The 16,253-nt window shown below is 50.5% G+C and carries 11 protein-coding genes and 1 pseudogene; 9 read left to right on the forward strand and 3 right to left on the reverse strand.

Going from position 1 to position 16,253, the window contains the following annotated elements; all coding sequences use genetic code 11:
* Positions 1–28 precede the first annotated feature (28 nt).
* Together F1593_RS03190 and F1593_RS03195 are read right to left on the reverse strand one after the other, a co-directional pair.
* Positions 29–871 (reverse strand): purine-nucleoside phosphorylase, encoded by an 843-nt coding sequence (locus F1593_RS03190; protein ID WP_216368759.1) that lies wholly within the window; start codon positions 869–871, stop codon positions 29–31.
* 87 nt (positions 872–958) lie between these two features.
* Positions 959–1,831, reverse strand: coding sequence for a tyrosine-type recombinase/integrase (locus tag F1593_RS03195; RefSeq protein ID WP_149400121.1), 873 nt, complete (start codon positions 1,829–1,831; stop codon positions 959–961).
* A 485-nt stretch (positions 1,832–2,316) separates the two neighbouring features.
* On the opposite strand from F1593_RS03195, the gene F1593_RS03200 reads away from it, so the two are divergent.
* Positions 2,317–3,117, forward strand: coding sequence for a hypothetical protein (locus F1593_RS03200; protein ID WP_149400122.1), 801 nt, complete (start codon positions 2,317–2,319; stop codon positions 3,115–3,117).
* Positions 3,118–3,426: 309 nt separating this feature from the next.
* Here F1593_RS03200 and F1593_RS03205 read toward each other — a convergent pair whose 3' ends face one another.
* Entirely contained in the window at positions 3,427–4,419 is a 993-nt protein-coding gene (locus F1593_RS03205) for a glycoside hydrolase family protein (protein WP_149400123.1), read from the reverse strand.
* Positions 4,420–6,689: 2,270 nt separating this feature from the next.
* On the opposite strand from F1593_RS03205, the gene F1593_RS03210 reads away from it, so the two are divergent.
* The 8 genes and pseudogenes from F1593_RS03210 to F1593_RS03240 all read left to right on the forward strand — a co-directional run bounded on the left by F1593_RS03210 (position 6,690) and on the right by F1593_RS03240 (position 16,179).
* Complete coding sequence (locus tag F1593_RS03210) at positions 6,690–8,072, forward strand: ABC transporter ATP-binding protein (protein ID WP_149400124.1); 1,383 nt, start codon at positions 6,690–6,692, stop codon at positions 8,070–8,072.
* Between the two features lies 1 nt (position 8,073).
* Positions 8,074–9,585, forward strand: a complete 1,512-nt coding sequence (locus tag F1593_RS03215) for a hypothetical protein (RefSeq protein WP_149400125.1) — start codon at positions 8,074–8,076, stop codon at positions 9,583–9,585.
* A 376-nt stretch (positions 9,586–9,961) separates the two neighbouring features.
* A pseudogene (locus F1593_RS03220) lies at positions 9,962–10,318 on the forward strand (winged helix-turn-helix domain-containing protein); the annotation flags it as partial.
* A gap of 37 nt (positions 10,319–10,355) precedes the next feature.
* Entirely contained in the window at positions 10,356–11,288 is a 933-nt protein-coding gene (gene ispE, locus F1593_RS03225) for a 4-(cytidine 5'-diphospho)-2-C-methyl-D-erythritol kinase (protein ID WP_149400127.1), read from the forward strand.
* 24 nt (positions 11,289–11,312) lie between these two features.
* Positions 11,313–11,474, forward strand: coding sequence for a DUF5679 domain-containing protein (locus F1593_RS28160; RefSeq protein ID WP_172631827.1), 162 nt, complete (start codon positions 11,313–11,315; stop codon positions 11,472–11,474).
* Positions 11,475–11,637: 163 nt separating this feature from the next.
* Positions 11,638–13,623, forward strand: coding sequence for a WD40 repeat domain-containing serine/threonine protein kinase (locus F1593_RS03230; RefSeq protein WP_149400128.1), 1,986 nt, complete (start codon positions 11,638–11,640; stop codon positions 13,621–13,623).
* A 259-nt stretch (positions 13,624–13,882) separates the two neighbouring features.
* A complete protein-coding gene (gene waaF, locus F1593_RS03235) occupies positions 13,883–14,959 on the forward strand; it encodes a lipopolysaccharide heptosyltransferase II (RefSeq protein WP_149400129.1) in 1,077 nt (358 codons plus the stop codon).
* Complete coding sequence (locus F1593_RS03240; protein ID WP_149400130.1) at positions 14,956–16,179, forward strand: glycosyltransferase family 9 protein; 1,224 nt, start codon at positions 14,956–14,958, stop codon at positions 16,177–16,179. Before waaF ends, F1593_RS03240 begins: the two co-directional genes overlap by 4 nt.
* Positions 16,180–16,253 lie beyond the last annotated feature (74 nt).

Consider the following 16,253-nt stretch of genomic DNA (forward strand, 5'->3'; position numbering starts at 1 on the left):
AGCTCTCAGACATTAGAAGCAGGCAAGATTATGCGGCGGGCGGGCCCATCTCTTTGATGACGCCCAGTACCAGGTTGACGAAGTGGGTGCTGACGGCGTTAGCGGTGGCGAGTACCTCGGCATGGCTGACTTCTTCAGTTTCGTTGCCGGTGGCGGTATTGGAGATCAAGCTGAAGCCGAGCACGCGCATACCAACCTGGCGGGCGACGATGACTTCAGAGACGGTGGACATCCCAACGGCATCGGTCCCGATCATACGCAGAAAGACGAGCTCGGCGGGGGTTTCGTAGTTTGGCCCAACGAGCATCGTGTAGACCCCATCATGCAGGGTAATGTCAGGATACTGATCGGCGATCTTATGGGCCAGAGCACGTAGTTCGGCGTCGTAGGATTTAGCGACAGCGGGAAAGCGCGTACCCAGACGCTCATCGTGCGGTCCAACCAGTGGATTGTTGCCAGCCAATCCCGGCAGATAGATATGATCCCGCAGCAGCATAAAATCACCACGTCGGTAGGCAGGATTCACTCCGCCAGACGCGTTACTCACAATCAATGTCTCAGCGCCCAACAGACGCATCACACGTACCGGGAGCGTGGCTACTTGAGCACTATGGCCCTCATATAAATGGTAGCGTCCCTGCATCACGACAACAGGCACGCCAGCCAGCGTACCGATTAACAGGCGTCCAGCATGTCCCACCACAGTGGACTGCGCAAAATGTGGAATTTCCGCATAAGGAATCGCTACGGCGTCCCGCACTTCCGCCGCCAGATCACCCAGACCTGAACCAAGAATAATCGCAACCGACGGCTTCACAGTCGTCCGTGCCTGGATCGCCTGCGCCGCCTCAAGAACCTGATCATACAACATCACAATATTGTCTCCTCGCTTTTATTTGTCTATACAATAGCATAGCAGACAGGACAACGCATCCACTCAAGGAAAAACGTTCTGGCTTCACGCCTGGATCAATTGGCAGTAGATTTGTGTGGTCGAAAGATGCACATGACCCAATAATTCCTGGATCGATTCAACTTCCATACCATTATTCAGCATAAGCAAGGTAAATGAATGACGCAGGCGGTGCGGGGTGAGATCATGGATGCCCGCACGGCGCGCATAGCCTTTGATGATCAGCCAGAATCCCTGGCGCGAGAGTCGCTCGCCACGATGGTTCAAGAAGAGCGCTGGCTCACCAAAAGAGCGTAAAAACCATTCCCGTCCATGTAGGAGATAGTTTTCCATCGCATCCACAGCAGCAGGGGTAAGGGGTAAGCACCGGTCTTGCTCACTACGACCGCGCACACCGGAACAATGGATAAACCCATGCTCGCGCTGGTATTGGTTAAGGTCGAGCGCGACCAGCTCTGAGGTGCGGATACCAGTCGCGTAGAGTAAGTGCAGCATGGCAAAATCCCGCAAGCCGAACGGCGTATCTTGCTCTGCCAGACGGAATAAGACATTGATTTGTGTAGTATTCAAAACATGAGGCACGCCTCTCACAATAGGTGGAAGCAAGATGTCCACCGTTGGATCTTCTTTGATACGTTCTTCATAGCCCAGATACCGAAAGAAGGTTCTAAAGGCTGCGAGTTTACGCGCAATTGTTGCTGGTCGATAGACCTGTCCTTCACGCATGCTAGAGATATAAGTGAGCAGATGATCAGGCGTCACCTCGGACCACGTAGTAATCCCCTGCTTCAACATGTATGTACATAATTGACCCAGGTCATTGCGATACGCCATACGTGTATTGTGGCTACCGCCAGCGCGCTCTACGCCCTCAGAAGCAAGAGAAGCAACAAAATCATCAACAACTTCTTGCAGCATAAAATCCCTTCCCACATCCTTTTATTCTTAAAACCGGCTCGAAAAACTTATAAAGAGATAGAACACACTCATACCTAAATTATCCACAATAAATCAGCAAAAAACCAGAACCCTCCGATACCCTTGTGCATCAGGAGCTTGTTATCGATCATAGATAACGCTAGTATAATCGATGCCTGCAATAGAGGCAAGATATCTAGTACATATCTCTTTATGGTATTTGATGCTCATAAGATTGCTTCTGGTATGCGTCTATGCCCAGGATAGACAGGCAATGACGCATACCATGAAAGTGATATAATGGATTAACGTACGTGCGCTACGCACTTTCCCATAACGGTTATTCCATTTTGTATGGCTACGATGGCATTGTAGATTATCTAATTACCTTCTATAATGAAATATCGTATCCACGAAAACTTGTCCATACGCATACGCGAGTCAATACCCTCAAACTCGTTTGATGATAAGGAGTAATATTAGGAATGGCAAAACTGCAAGATATGTTTACGCAGGCACGCCGAGCACAAAGCAATGGCGGCATGGGCTTCCTGGGTAAAAGTAGAAATGAAACAAAGGCCCGTTCGGCAGCCCTGGTGATTGAGCTTGATACGATTACTGCGGGATCGGCTGAGGCCGCCTTGAAGGCCGGGGCCGATGGCATCCTCTTCAATTGGGATGGGGGTGATACTGCTCATTTCGAGACGCTGAAACAAGAGGCGGCAGCGGCAAAAGCACATAACGATAATTCTGTCCTCGGTCTCAAAATCACTGGTGGCTTCGATAATCTATCCAGCGAGACATTGAAGAATTTGAAAGAACAGGGTGTTCAATATATTATTGTGCCTTTTAATGCACCTGCTCGCCTGCTCGCAGTCGAGACAAAGGACTTAGAGAAAGTCATTGTGGTGCCCATGCGCAAGGATGAGAGCTATCCTCTCTATATCCGCAATCTGACTGCCTTTGAGAATATCGCAGCGGTCCTGCTGGATTTCAATCTAAGCGATCAACTGGGCACGATGACGATTGAAGAGGTCCTGGATTATCGCGCTGTACGTGAAGCGGTGCGCTTCCCAGCCTTTATCTATGTCAGCCAGAAACTCAGCGAAGCCGATGCCTTTACGATTAATACGTTAGGTGTGCAGGCGGTTATTCTGAGCGCTAAAGATACCGAAGAGGCCACACGCGAGCACATTAAGTCCTTACGTGAACTCCTGGAAAAGGTCCATCAGGATGAGAATCCCAAGGATGCTCCTACTGTTACCAGTATAAACCGCGGCAAATAAAATAGCCCATCAAGAAGACGAGTAGAAGAGGGGTATCATCTGCGTGATGCCCCTCTTCTACTCGTCTTCTTGATGGGCTATTTCTTCCTGAAACGGTTCCTTCTGAATGGGAATCAAACACTATCTTTCAAAGTGTTTGATTCCCATGGTCTTCGCCATCCTGGCGCATGAGTTTTCGCACCAATGGTGCTCAAACAGATTTTTATTATGTGATGTAGAAAAGGTTCGAAGAACCTTTTCTACATCACATAATAAAAAGGGCGCAGGCGCGCCTGCGCCTGCCAGCAGGTATCCTGATGGTGATGGGAATCAAACACTATCTTTGGCAATCTGGGGAACGGGAATGCGCGGCGTTGTTTGCCAGTATAACTGACGGCGCGGAATACGGCGTAACAGGCCCCGCGTCTGCTGCCATACCTGTTCAGGTCGCTCGTTATTGCGCCAATAGTAGTAGCAGGCAATATCGTCAGGCTCGGCACTCAGGAGGCTGGAGAAGGCAGACTCCAGCAACGGTTCTTCCTCCTGACTCAAATTAAAATTCTGTAGCCAGAGCTGGCTACGCTTTCCATGTCCCTTGACGGCCTCAATGACCTGTTGTCCCCATGTGCTTACCGCCGTGACATCCTCACCCAGCAATTGCCAGAATAGATGACAACCGATGGTATCGAGAGAAGCAATGCTAGCAAGTTCTTCGATCAGGCCGACATCTGGCGGTAAGAGAGCAATGCTGGTTTTGGCCTGATGGTTGACGCGTTTGACGCAGGAGAAGAGTTCATTCAGGAAATCGATCATTGAGCGAAGTCGAAAGTGTTGCAAGTCGGTGATGTCGGGGCAGAGCGCACGGCACACGGAACAGAAACAGGTAATATCAGGAATACGTGGCTCGTCAATTAAGATGCCATCCACGGGATAGTTGGTTAAATAGTATTCGATTTCTTTGAAGAGCCAGGAACGAAATGACTCATGATTAAAACAGGTCATATCATGTGCGCGTCCATGCCGATCTTTGACCAGGGATTGTGGATGACGAAAGGTATACCAGCTCGGCATATAGACCGGACCAGCAAAGAGGTTCCCAAAACGACCTGGACTGATATAAACTTTTAAGCCAGCGTCCCGGGCAAGCTGCAACCCACGTTCGAGATCGCGCGGCCAACGCTGCTCCTCCTGCTCATGAATAGCATAGACGATACTCGTCGCTCCCGCGGCGCGGATCTGCGCGAAATCTTGCTTGACAACATCTTGACGAAATAATGGATGAAAATATGCAACGGTTATATCCATAATTTTCACAGCAAGCATACCTACACCCTCAGGCGTGAGAGGATTTTTGCCGTCTCCTTTCTGTGCATACGTATAGCTACAGCTACCTGCACAATGAGGCATACGTTGAGATCCAGGTGGATAACTCTTTCGTCTGTATACATATGTGGGCACCGCTCAATAACCATGCGCCGCGCTTTCCAATGAAGAAGCAAAGTTCTATTTACGCATGCATGCACTACAGTATATCATTTTGTTTTAAAATGGCCTAAAAGCAGGTATTTTTAGGCTACGGAACAATGAGCCATCCTATTTCGCTATGTACGTCTACGAAATATCCCATGAATAGAGACGTCTGAGACAGGCACTTTCATAAAAAAAGATTACCTCCAGCCTTAAAGCTGTTAGGGACTCTCGAAAACTAAATTATCCCAGAGGTGGCATGGCCAGCTAGCCAGGCCACCTCTGACTTCGTTTGCTATAATAGACGAGGTAGTCAGATTGTAGATATACTCAGAACGTGATGCCGGACGGATGATCATTCCTCAATCAATGACGGCGCAAAGGGTACCATGCTCCTGTTCTGGTATCAAGGGTCGCTTCGCTTCCTCCCTTGACACCAGAACAGGAGCATGGTTTGAAAAACACGCGCCATTGATGAAGCCAAAAAACAGCCCTTTTTGCTGCTGGGTGAAGGAACTGCCAACATAGCTCCATCAGCTCCATTATCAATGCCGGTAGATTCGCGGGTCTGGTGCAATTTTGGTGGAGAATGAGCCTATCTAATGATTGCTTTCCTTTTTCTGAGCACGTAAAGAAGAGCAAAACTGTTGCTACTGATGTGCTTTCGCCAAAATTGGGCCAGATCCAACAAGGCGTGTAGATGCATATGGTTATTCAGTGTTTAGAGGTATGTGTATCTACACGCAACACTTAGCTCTTTAGCTCAAGCTGATGTAGGTAATTCTGCTTATGTATGTACAGCCAGCAAAGCCATTAGGAGCATTCTGAGAAGTCACAGAAGTATAAGGATTTAGTTTGGACTCATGGGCTGATCCATCACAACCGATCCAACTAAAAGATAATGTCCATGCACCGCTATAGAGCCCTGTTACATTATAGATAGCAACATATTCTGATCCCGTACCCCAAAAACAGTCAAGATTTTGGCCATAATCAGTGTACATTGAAGCCTGAGTCCCAGTAAAAGTACAACCTACGCGGCTAATCAAAGGTGTAACCGTGTGAGATTGGACAACAGCTGCGCGGGCGGTTCCAGCGGTGCTCAGATAGGTAGCTCCAAAGAGAGCGCACAACAGGGCTGGGATAAGTAGAAATCGTAATGGATGCTGTTTCATCATCGTTCCTTTCAACTTTGTCATGAATAAACACGACAGATAGAATGCATCTCCCGCGTGAATTACACCTTATATCTAAATATGAATAGCTGTACATTTGGGGGCTTTGAGGATGGCCTGTGGACAATTTCGTGAGTGAGCAGGCAAGCAGTAAGAAACAGCTTCTTAAGCGCCCCTACCCCCTTATTCTCCTTTCCCTCGATATGTGGTGTGATATTTTTCGATATACACTGTTCTAAGTATAGCATGAAAAAATGTTTCTTGGAATACCTGCCAGAAATACCATCAGGGTTTCTCAAAAGTCAGAGCAAGCGAGCAAGGAGGAAAAGAGAGAATGAAAGCAGTGGAAACTCAACTTCAGCGCTTGCCCACTCTGGAAAAATGGTTCGTGGACATCACGTATCGAGCACCATCTTTCCGGGATGATTAATTATTCTTGAATCCCTTACAGCAACTCTTGCGCAAAGGAATGAAGGCCACCGCTTTGCTGTGACCACCGCTCCAGAGTGCCTACAAGCAGGTCCATCAAGCGGTACAGATCCCTTAGCCAATCAAGAGCCGTTCACCGCCCCCAGCAGTTCGCGAACGCTACCTGGCGCATGTTCGGCAGATGCAGCAGCAGAAAGCCAAGATGGGACCACTAAAAGAGGCCATTGGCCACTTTTGTCACATCACCGAAGTATGTATCTGAAGATGCAGCAAAAGATTGTAAACAATCTGTTATAATAAAGTAACTAGCTGATATTTATATGGAAGATAGAAGAATCTTTAAATACAACAGAATCAGCTGAATAAAAAAAGGGCACTCTCTCCTTCCGGGGGATTGAGAGGAGGGAGAGTTTGCGAGGACACCTCGCGCTCCGTCATGGGCTGCCGCCCCTGCACCCCGCTTTCACCCGCAAGGACGGAGATCCTAAAAAAGCTGGTGTTCGTCCATGTAGGGAGATTTTAATGCAAGAGAATAGGAAGCAGATCTTTACATATACGAGGCATCGTCAGGATTGTTATAGATTTGTTGGTACATTTTCAGCCGTACTCTTGTTCGAGGCTGGCGTCTGGATCGTGCTGATACTCTTTCTCGTCTCCAATCAGCTCCTGAAATTGATGCTCCTTGCCGTTATCATTCTACTTAATCTATTCACGGTCTTTGGCTTTATACTTATGCCTCTGTGGACAAAGCATACGGTGACCTCAGCCAAGATAATCCTACGGTATGGGTATAGCGTATTGGAAATTCCCCATCAGAACATACTCAAAGCGCAGCCTGTCACGGAACGTTTATTGCGACCGTATCTGGTGCGGATGGAATATGAAGTGATGAAGCAGCGTCTGGTAGCGACCTTTTCTGCTCAAAAGCTGGTACTTCTCCAATTGGACGGCCCTCATTCCTTTCGAGTCAATAGAAAACAGCTGCAAGCCCGACAGATCTTGATCAACCTGGATCAGCCGGAACAGTTTCTTGCCGCCCTCGATCTCAATCCTGGCCTCGACCTCGACACACAGCATTCGTCCGCCGCAGCCGCAATCCCATCTGTACAGTCGATTGCGGTAGAACGCGAGCGTCAGCAATCACATCAGGAACAGGTACCCCTGGGATCACTGGCGATCCAGACGGAAGGTCTGTCGCGCCACTATGGTGATTTCGCTGCGGTTTTAGATGTGAATTTATCGATTCATCATGGCGAGGTATATGGCTTTCTTGGCGCGAATGGGGCTGGCAAGTCGACAACTATCAAGATGCTGGTAGGCCTGGTTACTCCCACGAGCGGAACGGTGCTCTTGAACGGGCATAATCTTCGCAGTGAGGAGAAGGCAGCCAAAGCAGGACTGGGATATGTGTCCGATCAGGCCATGCTCTATGAGCGCCTGACGGGCCGTGAGTTCCTCTCATTCCTGGCCCATCTCCACAATGTTGCGGAACCACAAGCTCAGAATCGTATCAATCACTATCTCAAACTCTTGGATTTAGATGCACAGGCGGACAGGCTGTGTGGTTCATATTCCTTTGGGATGAAGCGAAAGCTGGCGCTGGCCGGGGCATTGTTACATGCCCCCTCTATCGTTATTCTGGATGAGCCGCTTAATGGATTGGACCCACGGAGCGCGCGCAAATTGAAGGATCTCTTCCTGGAATTAGCTGCCAACGGGGTCGCGGTACTGCTCTCGATTCACGATCTCGCGACCGCCGAGGAGGTATGCCAACGGGTAGGGATCATTCATCATGGGCAAATGGTGGCTGAAGGAGACGTCGCCGATCTGCGCCACCGTGTCGATGCCCATAATCTGGAAGAGGTGTTTCTACAATTGACCCAGGAAGCCGAGGCGGGGGCATAGTATGAAGAGCACATGGATCTTGTTTCAGGCAGAAATAACGTCTATACGACATACCTTCAATGGGATAACGGCACTGGTTGGACTGCTGGTCATGCTGTTGGTTGGGACGGCGATCAACATTGAGCTGACGCTCTGGTTTGCCCCTCATCTTGTCCTCTGGCTACACGCGCATTCAAGCGTGGGCGCACAGCATCTCTGGTCCTGTATCGGCATCTTCTGGCTGCTGCAATTCATCTTTACCATCATCAGCACAATCAATCGGTGGATAAGTGCAAAACAGTCTGCACTGCTCCTCCCACTCCCTCTCGGTCCTGCAACGCGCTTCCGTTCGCTGTATTTGATAACGTTCTTTATTGGGACGGGATCACGGATGGAGCTCTTTTTTCTGTTCCCGCTCCTGCTGCTAGCCTGGCATGCATCGGGATGGTTCCTACTCGCGCTGACAGGTGCGGGAATAGTAACCTGGACTGGCATGATGGGAACGCTACTCTTCCTGGGCTACCTCTTCCCATCCCCACGTCTGTTCGCTGGTATCGCAGGGATAATCCTGCTAGCACTTGGTCTATGCTGGTTCTGGCTCGGACAGGCGCACATTTCATTCAGCTTACTGCTGACACTTGCGCCACCATCGCCCATACTGGTCAGTTGTGTGTGTATCCTTCTCCTGGTTGGACTGCTTGGGCCGGGTGCGACCTGGTGCGGTCGCTTCTATGTCGCGGCATATCAACGGATTAGCAATCAGGCAAAGGGATATCAGGTGCGAACGCCCCGCTGGCTGAATGTGATCCTCTGGCGCGTGCTGGATAAGCAGCCATTAGTCAGGGCGATGCTCTATAAAGGGATCCTCAATCAATTGCGCATCAAGCTCAATCTCGTACGCGCGCTCCCCTTGCTGATCAGCATCCCGCTCTTCTGGTTGTTCATCACTCAGAGGATCTTACCAGCTGCACTGCCGCCAACCTTCCTTCTGGTGACCTACAGCACGGGAGCTGGACTCTACACCTTCTTGGATGCCATCCCCAGCCCAATCGGTAGCGAGGGAATGCGCCTCCAATTCTACCTGACAACTCTTTTTAGCACGGCTGAGATACTCCGTGCGAAATTCACTGTCTACCTGACATATATCTTGTCTGAGTGCCTGTTGCTTTGCCTCATCTGTGCCCTGGTCGTAGAGATGGACTGGCATACGATCCTCAGGGCACTCATTCTAACCGCTCTCCTCTCCATCGGGATGACCGCCCTCCTCGTTTGGGGAAGCACCTGGGATGAAGATCTTCATCTCCATGTAGAAGGAGAAATCCCCCTCCTCTTCCATGAGCAAATGCCTTTTACGCCACGCCGTCTGGCCCTACTCGCGCTTTGTCTCCTGCTCTATGGCCTGGGAACCAGTCTTATCAAGGTATTTCCGTTTCCGTCTGCACTCCTCCTCCTGGCCGGCATTGATGCTTTTATGTTAAGCGTCACCTGGAAATTTAGCACCTCTTATCTGTTCCACCTGCTTAAGAGGGGCTAACAATCTTATGAAAGGAACTGAGAAAACCTGTCACTATTCACATTTAACCTGCTAAACATCTACGCACCATTGCCCATTCTTTATTCCCTGCGCTTTCTGCTTCTTTTTCTAACTGTCCGATCAGTTCTTTGAGCACGACAAGCCCTTGCAAAACTCCTGCTTGTCCACTGCGAAACTGCTCATGTCGGTGAATGCTTATAGACCCCAAAGAATTGCTCTCAGATATACCGATCCAACAGCACCTCCCAAAGATTGGCGCGAAGGAAGATGCCTACAAGCCTGGCAACTGCGTGAGCAAGGATGGAAACAGAAAGACATTGCGGCAGCACTTGGTGTGACCGCGGGGGCAGTGAGCCAGTAGTTCAAGAAAGCCAAGGAGCAGGGAGTTGAGGTCTTACGGCATCAACCACCTCCTGGGGCTCAGCCAAAACTGAATCCGCAACAACGGGCGCTGTTGCCGGCATTGCTGGCGAAAGGAGCCGAAGCATTCGGCTTTCGAGGACAGATCTGGACCGCGGAGCGTGCCGCCCAGATGATCCAGAAACAGTTTGGAGTCAACTATCATCCGGCCCATTGTAGTCATCTCCTTCGCGCTATCAAGTACAGTCAGCAAAAGCCCATCCAGAAGGCCACCCAGCGCGATGAGGCCGCGATCCAGAGGTGGAAAGATGAGCACATACCAGCGTTAAAAAAAGCGCGCCCGGCTGGAATTTGTCCCACTGGGAGGACTTGAGCTTGACAAGTTGTTGTTTTCTAGGCACAATGCACGCATGAGTCAATCACAGCATGCTACACAACACAACTTTACTTCTGGCAATGTGTGTTTTGTCCAGTCGTATGCAAAAATCAATCTGACCCTGGATGTACTGGGGAAGCGACCAGATGGCTATCATGAACTCGCGACACTCATGCAAACCATTGATCTCTACGATACAATCTGTCTCTCGCGGATAGATGAGGATCGTGTGGATATGGTTTGTAATGTGCCAGAGCTAAGCAATGAGAACAATCTGGTGATCCATGCTGCACAGGCGATCCGTCAGAAACTGGGCTTGCGGCAAGGGCTCGCAATTGAGCTTCATAAGCGCATACCAGTTGCGGCCGGATTGGGTGGCGGCAGCAGTAATGCCGCCGCCGTCCTACAGGCGCTACAACAATGGTGGCAATTACCACTCTCCCAGGATGATCTCTGGCAGATGGCTGCTGATCTGGGTTCGGACGTTCCTTTTTTTCTCACCGGCGGTCTGGCCCTCTGCGAGGGGCGCGGCGAGAAAATTGTGCCACAGGTAGCAAATTTGCCGGAGGCCTGGCGCTGGCTGTTGCTGGTTAAGCCAGCCATTGGAGTTTCTACCGCCACAGTCTTTCGGCAGTTAACCGCCAGCGATTATAGCACTGGGTCCTGGAGTCGCGCAGTTCAGGCTGCACTGCAAAATCAGCAACCCTTGTTTTCGTCGGATCTACACAATTGTCTGGAACGCGGAGTGTTGGAACAATATGCCGAGGTGGCACAGGCGCGAGCAGCGGTGCTTCATGCGGGCGCATCAAACGTACGGCTTTCTGGCAGCGGACCCTCGCTCTTTTCATTTTTCCCGACCCTGACTGAGGCCGCCCTTGTCCAGCATCAACTCCAAACACAAGGCTATGAGGTCTATCTAACTCGCGCCCTTACTACCGATGGCTCGCCGATTCATTTCTTTCACTAACAATCAAGGAGGATATATTCCATTATGGCAGAGCAATACTATTGTGTGAAATGTCGCACCAAACAAGAGTTAAAAGATGCCCAGCAGGTTACCATGAAAAACGGCAAACCCGCACTGAAGGGTCAGTGCAGCGTATGTGGTACTACCGTCAATGCTATCATGAGCACCAAAAAACCTCAGGCATAACCCAAACGCCAGCAGCTCTACAAGGACAAATGCAAACTTTATAGTTTGCATTTGTCCTTTTTGCATTCCTTCCGTCTTTACATGTGGGATGTTTTGACAGCTGAAAGAATATATTCTATAGATATATTCTAAATACTGTACTTTTTGTGAGAAGGAACCGCTCGTGCTTCCATCAGAACTGTTTTGCGCTAACTGTGGGGCCGTGAATAATCCACAGGATCGCGATTGCTTCGCCTGTCAGCAACCGCTACACCAGACAACCGCTGCCAATGAACCACAGCATACTGCTCTCTTACGTCAACGTTACCGCATCCTTGAACGCCTGGGGCAGGGAGGCATGGGATCGGTCTATAAAGCAGAAGATACAGAGCTAGGCAACCGTCTGGTCGCCATCAAAGAGCTGCTTCAGAAGGGTCTCAATCAACAGGAGTCACAGGAGGCTGAGAAATCGTTTAAACGTGAAGCATTACTGCTAGCAGGTTTGATGCATGCAAATATGCCACGCATCTATGATAATTTTTCAGAGGCCGGGCGCTGGTATCTGGTGATGGATTTTATTGAGGGTCAGACGCTGGAAGAATATCTCACCAGTAAGGGTGGTAAGTTGCCATGGTCAGAGGTCTATGAGATCGCCATACAACTGTGTACGGTACTCCATTATCTCCATACGCGCCCAACGCCAATTATTTTCCGAGACCTCAAGCCGCTCAATATCATGTTGACGCCCAATCGACAGATCTATCTAATCGATTTTGGTATTGCCCGACAATTCAAGCCGGGGCAGTCACACGATACCATCGCTTTTGGTTCACCTGGTTATGCCGCGCCAGAACAATATGGCAAGGCTCAGACAGGTCCCAGCGCAGATATCTATAGTCTGGGAGCAATGCTCCACCAAATGCTCACCGGTATTGATCCATCGACGGCTCCCTTTGCATTTGGTCCAGTAGTTGGTGCCGCACCGGATTTGCAAAATCTCCTCAATCAAATGCTCAACTTGAATGCCAGCCAGCGCATCTCAGATGCCGGGGTAGTCAAACAACGCCTCCAGGAAATCAATACAACACAGCCAATAGCCCAAAACAGCTATACTACACCTGTAAACGCACCTATCTACATCCCCATAACTCAAGCAAATGCATTACCAGTACCTCAGACCATACAGAATATAGCCACACCAGCTCCTGCATTAAATCCGACGATTAATCCCAATATAATATCGACGCCACCTCGCTCCACGACACAAGGCGAGCTGGTCTATTTATATCCAGGGCATACATCTATCGTGACAGCAATAGCATGGTCTCCCTATGGCAAGCAGATCGCATCAGCCGCGCATGAGAAGGCAGTTCACGTCTGGGAGGTTGCTACAGGACAGCTTGAACAGCTCTATACAGGAAATGTGGAGAATTGGAAAGCCAGAAGCATTGAAGCCCTGGCATGGTCGCCTACGGGCAAACTGATCGCTTCGGCCAGCAACGAAGGCATCATCCAGGTCTGGCAGGTAAACCCACTTTTGACAAAAATCAGCTATGACCACCATAAAGGAAAGGTGAGCGCACTAGCGTGGTCACCAGATGGTAGATTGCTTGCTTCCGCGAGTCAACAGACACTTCAGATCTGGCAAGCAATTGATGGGCAGATAATACTTGAGCAGACGGTTGACTTCGGGATGGTCACCTCTCTGGCCTGGTCGCCAGATGGTTCGTTGCTGGCGGTCGGCTATCAGGAGGCCGTAGCGCAAATCTTCTCTTTTGATCTTCAGGATACAAAAATGGGACATAAGCTGATGTATCGAGGTCATCATGGCGCACTGAGCAAAGTGCTCTGGTCACCCGATGGTTCACAGATCGCCTCAGGGAGCAGCGATAAAACGATCCAGATCTGGGATGCAGAGACTGGTGAGCGTGTGTCCACATATGCGGGCCATAGTGGACCCATCTATGCGCTGGACTGGTCGCCAACAGGAGATCTAATCATTTCAGCCAGCGCCGATGGTACGATGCAAATCTGGGATGCACAGGACGGTCAATGGCTCTATACCCATCCCAGCCGCAATCCGAATGTGTTTGCGGTTGCCTGGTCGCCGGATGGCAAATATATCGCATCGGGGGCACATAGCAAGGTACGCGTCTGGTGGGCTTCCTGAACTGACGAGAGGCACTACTCCTATGTGGCTCGACGCTGTGGGTGGGCTTTGCTATAATTAAGATGCTCTTAATACGTTTATTCGTAGTAAGCTTCTCCATCTGTAGCAAGCATACCCACTACCAGAGAAAGAGAGGATTAGGGCTCTGCGTCAACAATTAATCACCACACTCTGTACCTTGCTGCGCCTGCCGTTCGCGCTACAGAATGCTCTACGACAGCCGCAGATCAAGCGCGTCAAGGATAATCCGCGCTCGATTATGCTGATTAAGCCTTGCTGTATTGGCGATCTGATTATGACAACTCCATTGCTGGAAGTGCTCAGACAGAATTACCCGACAGCACGTATTACCTTTGTCACAGGCACATGGTCAAAAGCCATTGCGGAACATCATCCCGCGGTCGATGAAATTATTAATTGTGGCAGCATTGGTATTCCTGGTCGCTACACAATCAAAGAATATGTAAAACTGGCGCGTCAGCTACGCCAGTCTCATTTTGATCTGGCCTTTGTGCTGGATCGCTCGCCGATGCTGACATTACTACCCTGGCTGGCAGGAATTACACGGCGCGTTGGTCCTGATAGCCTGGGACGTGGCTTTTCGCTAACGGATCGCGTGCCCGTGTCAACTGATCCCACCCATTTACAACATCAGGCTGAGATTTATTTAGATCTGGTCCGGGCGTTAGATTTAAAGGTTGATCATCCGCGCATGCGCTTTGTGACGACCCCTGCTGAACAGCAGTCGATATATCCAGCCTCTACCACTACTCGACAGGTTGTGGTCTTTCCAGGAGGCGGCAGTAATCCAGGTATGGATTTAACGGCGAAGCGTTGGCCGTTAGAGCGCTATCGTGCTCTAACGGCGCGGCTGGTTAATGAGTTGGGATTACAAGTACTGTTGATTGGTGGCGAGAGCGATAAAGCCTTGAATCAACAGTTGCTAGACGGTTTAGAGGTGCCAGCGGGATTGGTCGTGAACCTGGCTGGCAAAACCAGCTTTGGAGAGTCAGCAGCCCAGATTGAAGCTTGCGCGCTATTTATCGGCAATGATAGTAGTCCCATGCATCTGGCGGCGGCGGTCGGCACACCGGTCCTTGCCATCTTCGGTCCCACCAGTCCAACCGAGTATGGTCCCTATCCCCTGGATGATCCGCAGCATATCGCGCTCTGGCGCCATCCAACCGAACAGCCCTGCTTCTTCCTGGGCAAGATGCAGGCGTGCGAGCATTGTACCTGTATGCAATCAGTCACGGTCGATGAGGTCTGGCAGGCGGCCCTGCGCCTACTGAAATATCCTCAGCCACAGGCTGCCAGCCCGGAGGTACGCCCATGAAGCAGGAGTTCCGTTCAGCGATCCTCTCTTTCGTACACCTGTATGGTGCGGCTCAGGCCAAACGTGCCAGTCAGAAGCAGGGGCAACTTTCACACGCGCCACGTATTCTATTGGTGCGACCGGATCATCTAGGCGATCTGATACTGGTCACACCTATCTTGCAGGCGCTAAAAGAGGCTATGCCAGAGGCCCGGATTACTATGATGGTCGGTCCCTGGTCCAGTGAGATTGTGACCCGTCATCCAGCGGTGGATCAAGTGATTACCTGTGCCTTTCCTGGCTTTCAGCGCGCGCCACAGAAAGCACTCGATCCGTACAAATTGCTCTTCAAGACGGCACGCCAGTTAAAACAGGAACAGTATGATTATGATCTGGCGCTTAACTTACGACCCGATTTCTGGTGGGGCGCTGCTTTGCTCTACTTAGCAGCCATCCCCCAACGCATCGGTTTCGCAACAGAATTTACCACACGCTTCCTGACTCAGGCATTGCCAACTCATCCAACTGAACATGCCACTCTCTCTAATCTGCGCCTGGCAAATGCGGGCATCCAGGCTTTCGGTCATCCAGCGCTGCCAGAACCCTATACGCCAGCGCGCTATCCACTCTATTTCAAACCCCTCGCGGACGAAGTAGCCTGGATCACTGAGCGCTTACAGGAGGCTGGTATAGCGGATAACGCTCCGCTGGCAGTAATCCATGCGGGAACCGGGGGAGCAGTGAAGCTATGGCGTACCACTGGCTGGTCGCATATCGCGACTGTGTTGGGAACCGACACGCTTTTACCTGCGGCGGCGCATGTAGTATTAACCGGAAGTAAATCCGAACGGGCAATGCTGGATGAGATTGCGAAACAGATTGAGCAGCCAACGCTGATACTATCCGAGATGACAGTGGGACAACTGGCAGCCTTGCTGGCACGTGCTGATCTGGTTTTGGGCGTTGATAATGGACCACTACATATCGCAGCCGCCCAGGATACACCATCACTGCGTCTGTTTGGTCCGACCGATCCAAAGATATTTGGCCCCTGGGGTGCGCCTGAGCGGCACAAGGTAGTGGCCTCGACCCATCGTTGCGCCAGTTGTCCTATGATCCCCTGTGGGCGCTTAGATTTCACGCCTGAAGAGTTGCCAGAGCATCCATGTGTGCGATTGATCGAAGATCAACAGGTGGAACAAGCGATACAAACGCTGGTGCATGTGCGCCCGCACCATTAATCTGGGTGTACACGAGAGTAGGCGGACATAATTACCGATGCGTTGCATGTTCAAGTTTGCTCTCCTATAATAAC

It is taken from the genome of Dictyobacter arantiisoli (assembly GCF_008326305.1).
Taxonomy (GTDB): domain Bacteria; phylum Chloroflexota; class Ktedonobacteria; order Ktedonobacterales; family Ktedonobacteraceae; genus Dictyobacter; species Dictyobacter arantiisoli.

What these genes read in the sequence shown, in the direction of transcription:
- F1593_RS03190 (WP_216368759.1), bottom strand. Translation starts at nt 871, where the DNA reads ATGTTGTATGATCAGGTTCTTGAGGCGGCGCAGGCGATCCAGGCACGG.
- F1593_RS03195 (WP_149400121.1), bottom strand. Translation starts at nt 1,831, where the DNA reads ATGCTGCAAGAAGTTGTTGATGATTTTGTTGCTTCTCTTGCTTCTGAG.
- F1593_RS03200 (WP_149400122.1), top strand. Translation starts at nt 2,317, where the DNA reads ATGGCAAAACTGCAAGATATGTTTACGCAGGCACGCCGAGCACAAAGC.
- F1593_RS03205 (WP_149400123.1), bottom strand. Translation starts at nt 4,419, where the DNA reads ATGCTTGCTGTGAAAATTATGGATATAACCGTTGCATATTTTCATCCA.
- F1593_RS03210 (WP_149400124.1), top strand. Translation starts at nt 6,690, where the DNA reads ATGCAAGAGAATAGGAAGCAGATCTTTACATATACGAGGCATCGTCAG.
- F1593_RS03215 (WP_149400125.1), top strand. Translation starts at nt 8,074, where the DNA reads ATGAAGAGCACATGGATCTTGTTTCAGGCAGAAATAACGTCTATACGA.
- ispE (WP_149400127.1), top strand. Translation starts at nt 10,356, where the DNA reads ATGAGTCAATCACAGCATGCTACACAACACAACTTTACTTCTGGCAAT.
- F1593_RS28160 (WP_172631827.1), top strand. Translation starts at nt 11,313, where the DNA reads ATGGCAGAGCAATACTATTGTGTGAAATGTCGCACCAAACAAGAGTTA.
- waaF (WP_149400129.1), top strand. Translation starts at nt 13,883, where the DNA reads ATGCTGATTAAGCCTTGCTGTATTGGCGATCTGATTATGACAACTCCA.
- F1593_RS03240 (WP_149400130.1), top strand. Translation starts at nt 14,956, where the DNA reads ATGAAGCAGGAGTTCCGTTCAGCGATCCTCTCTTTCGTACACCTGTAT.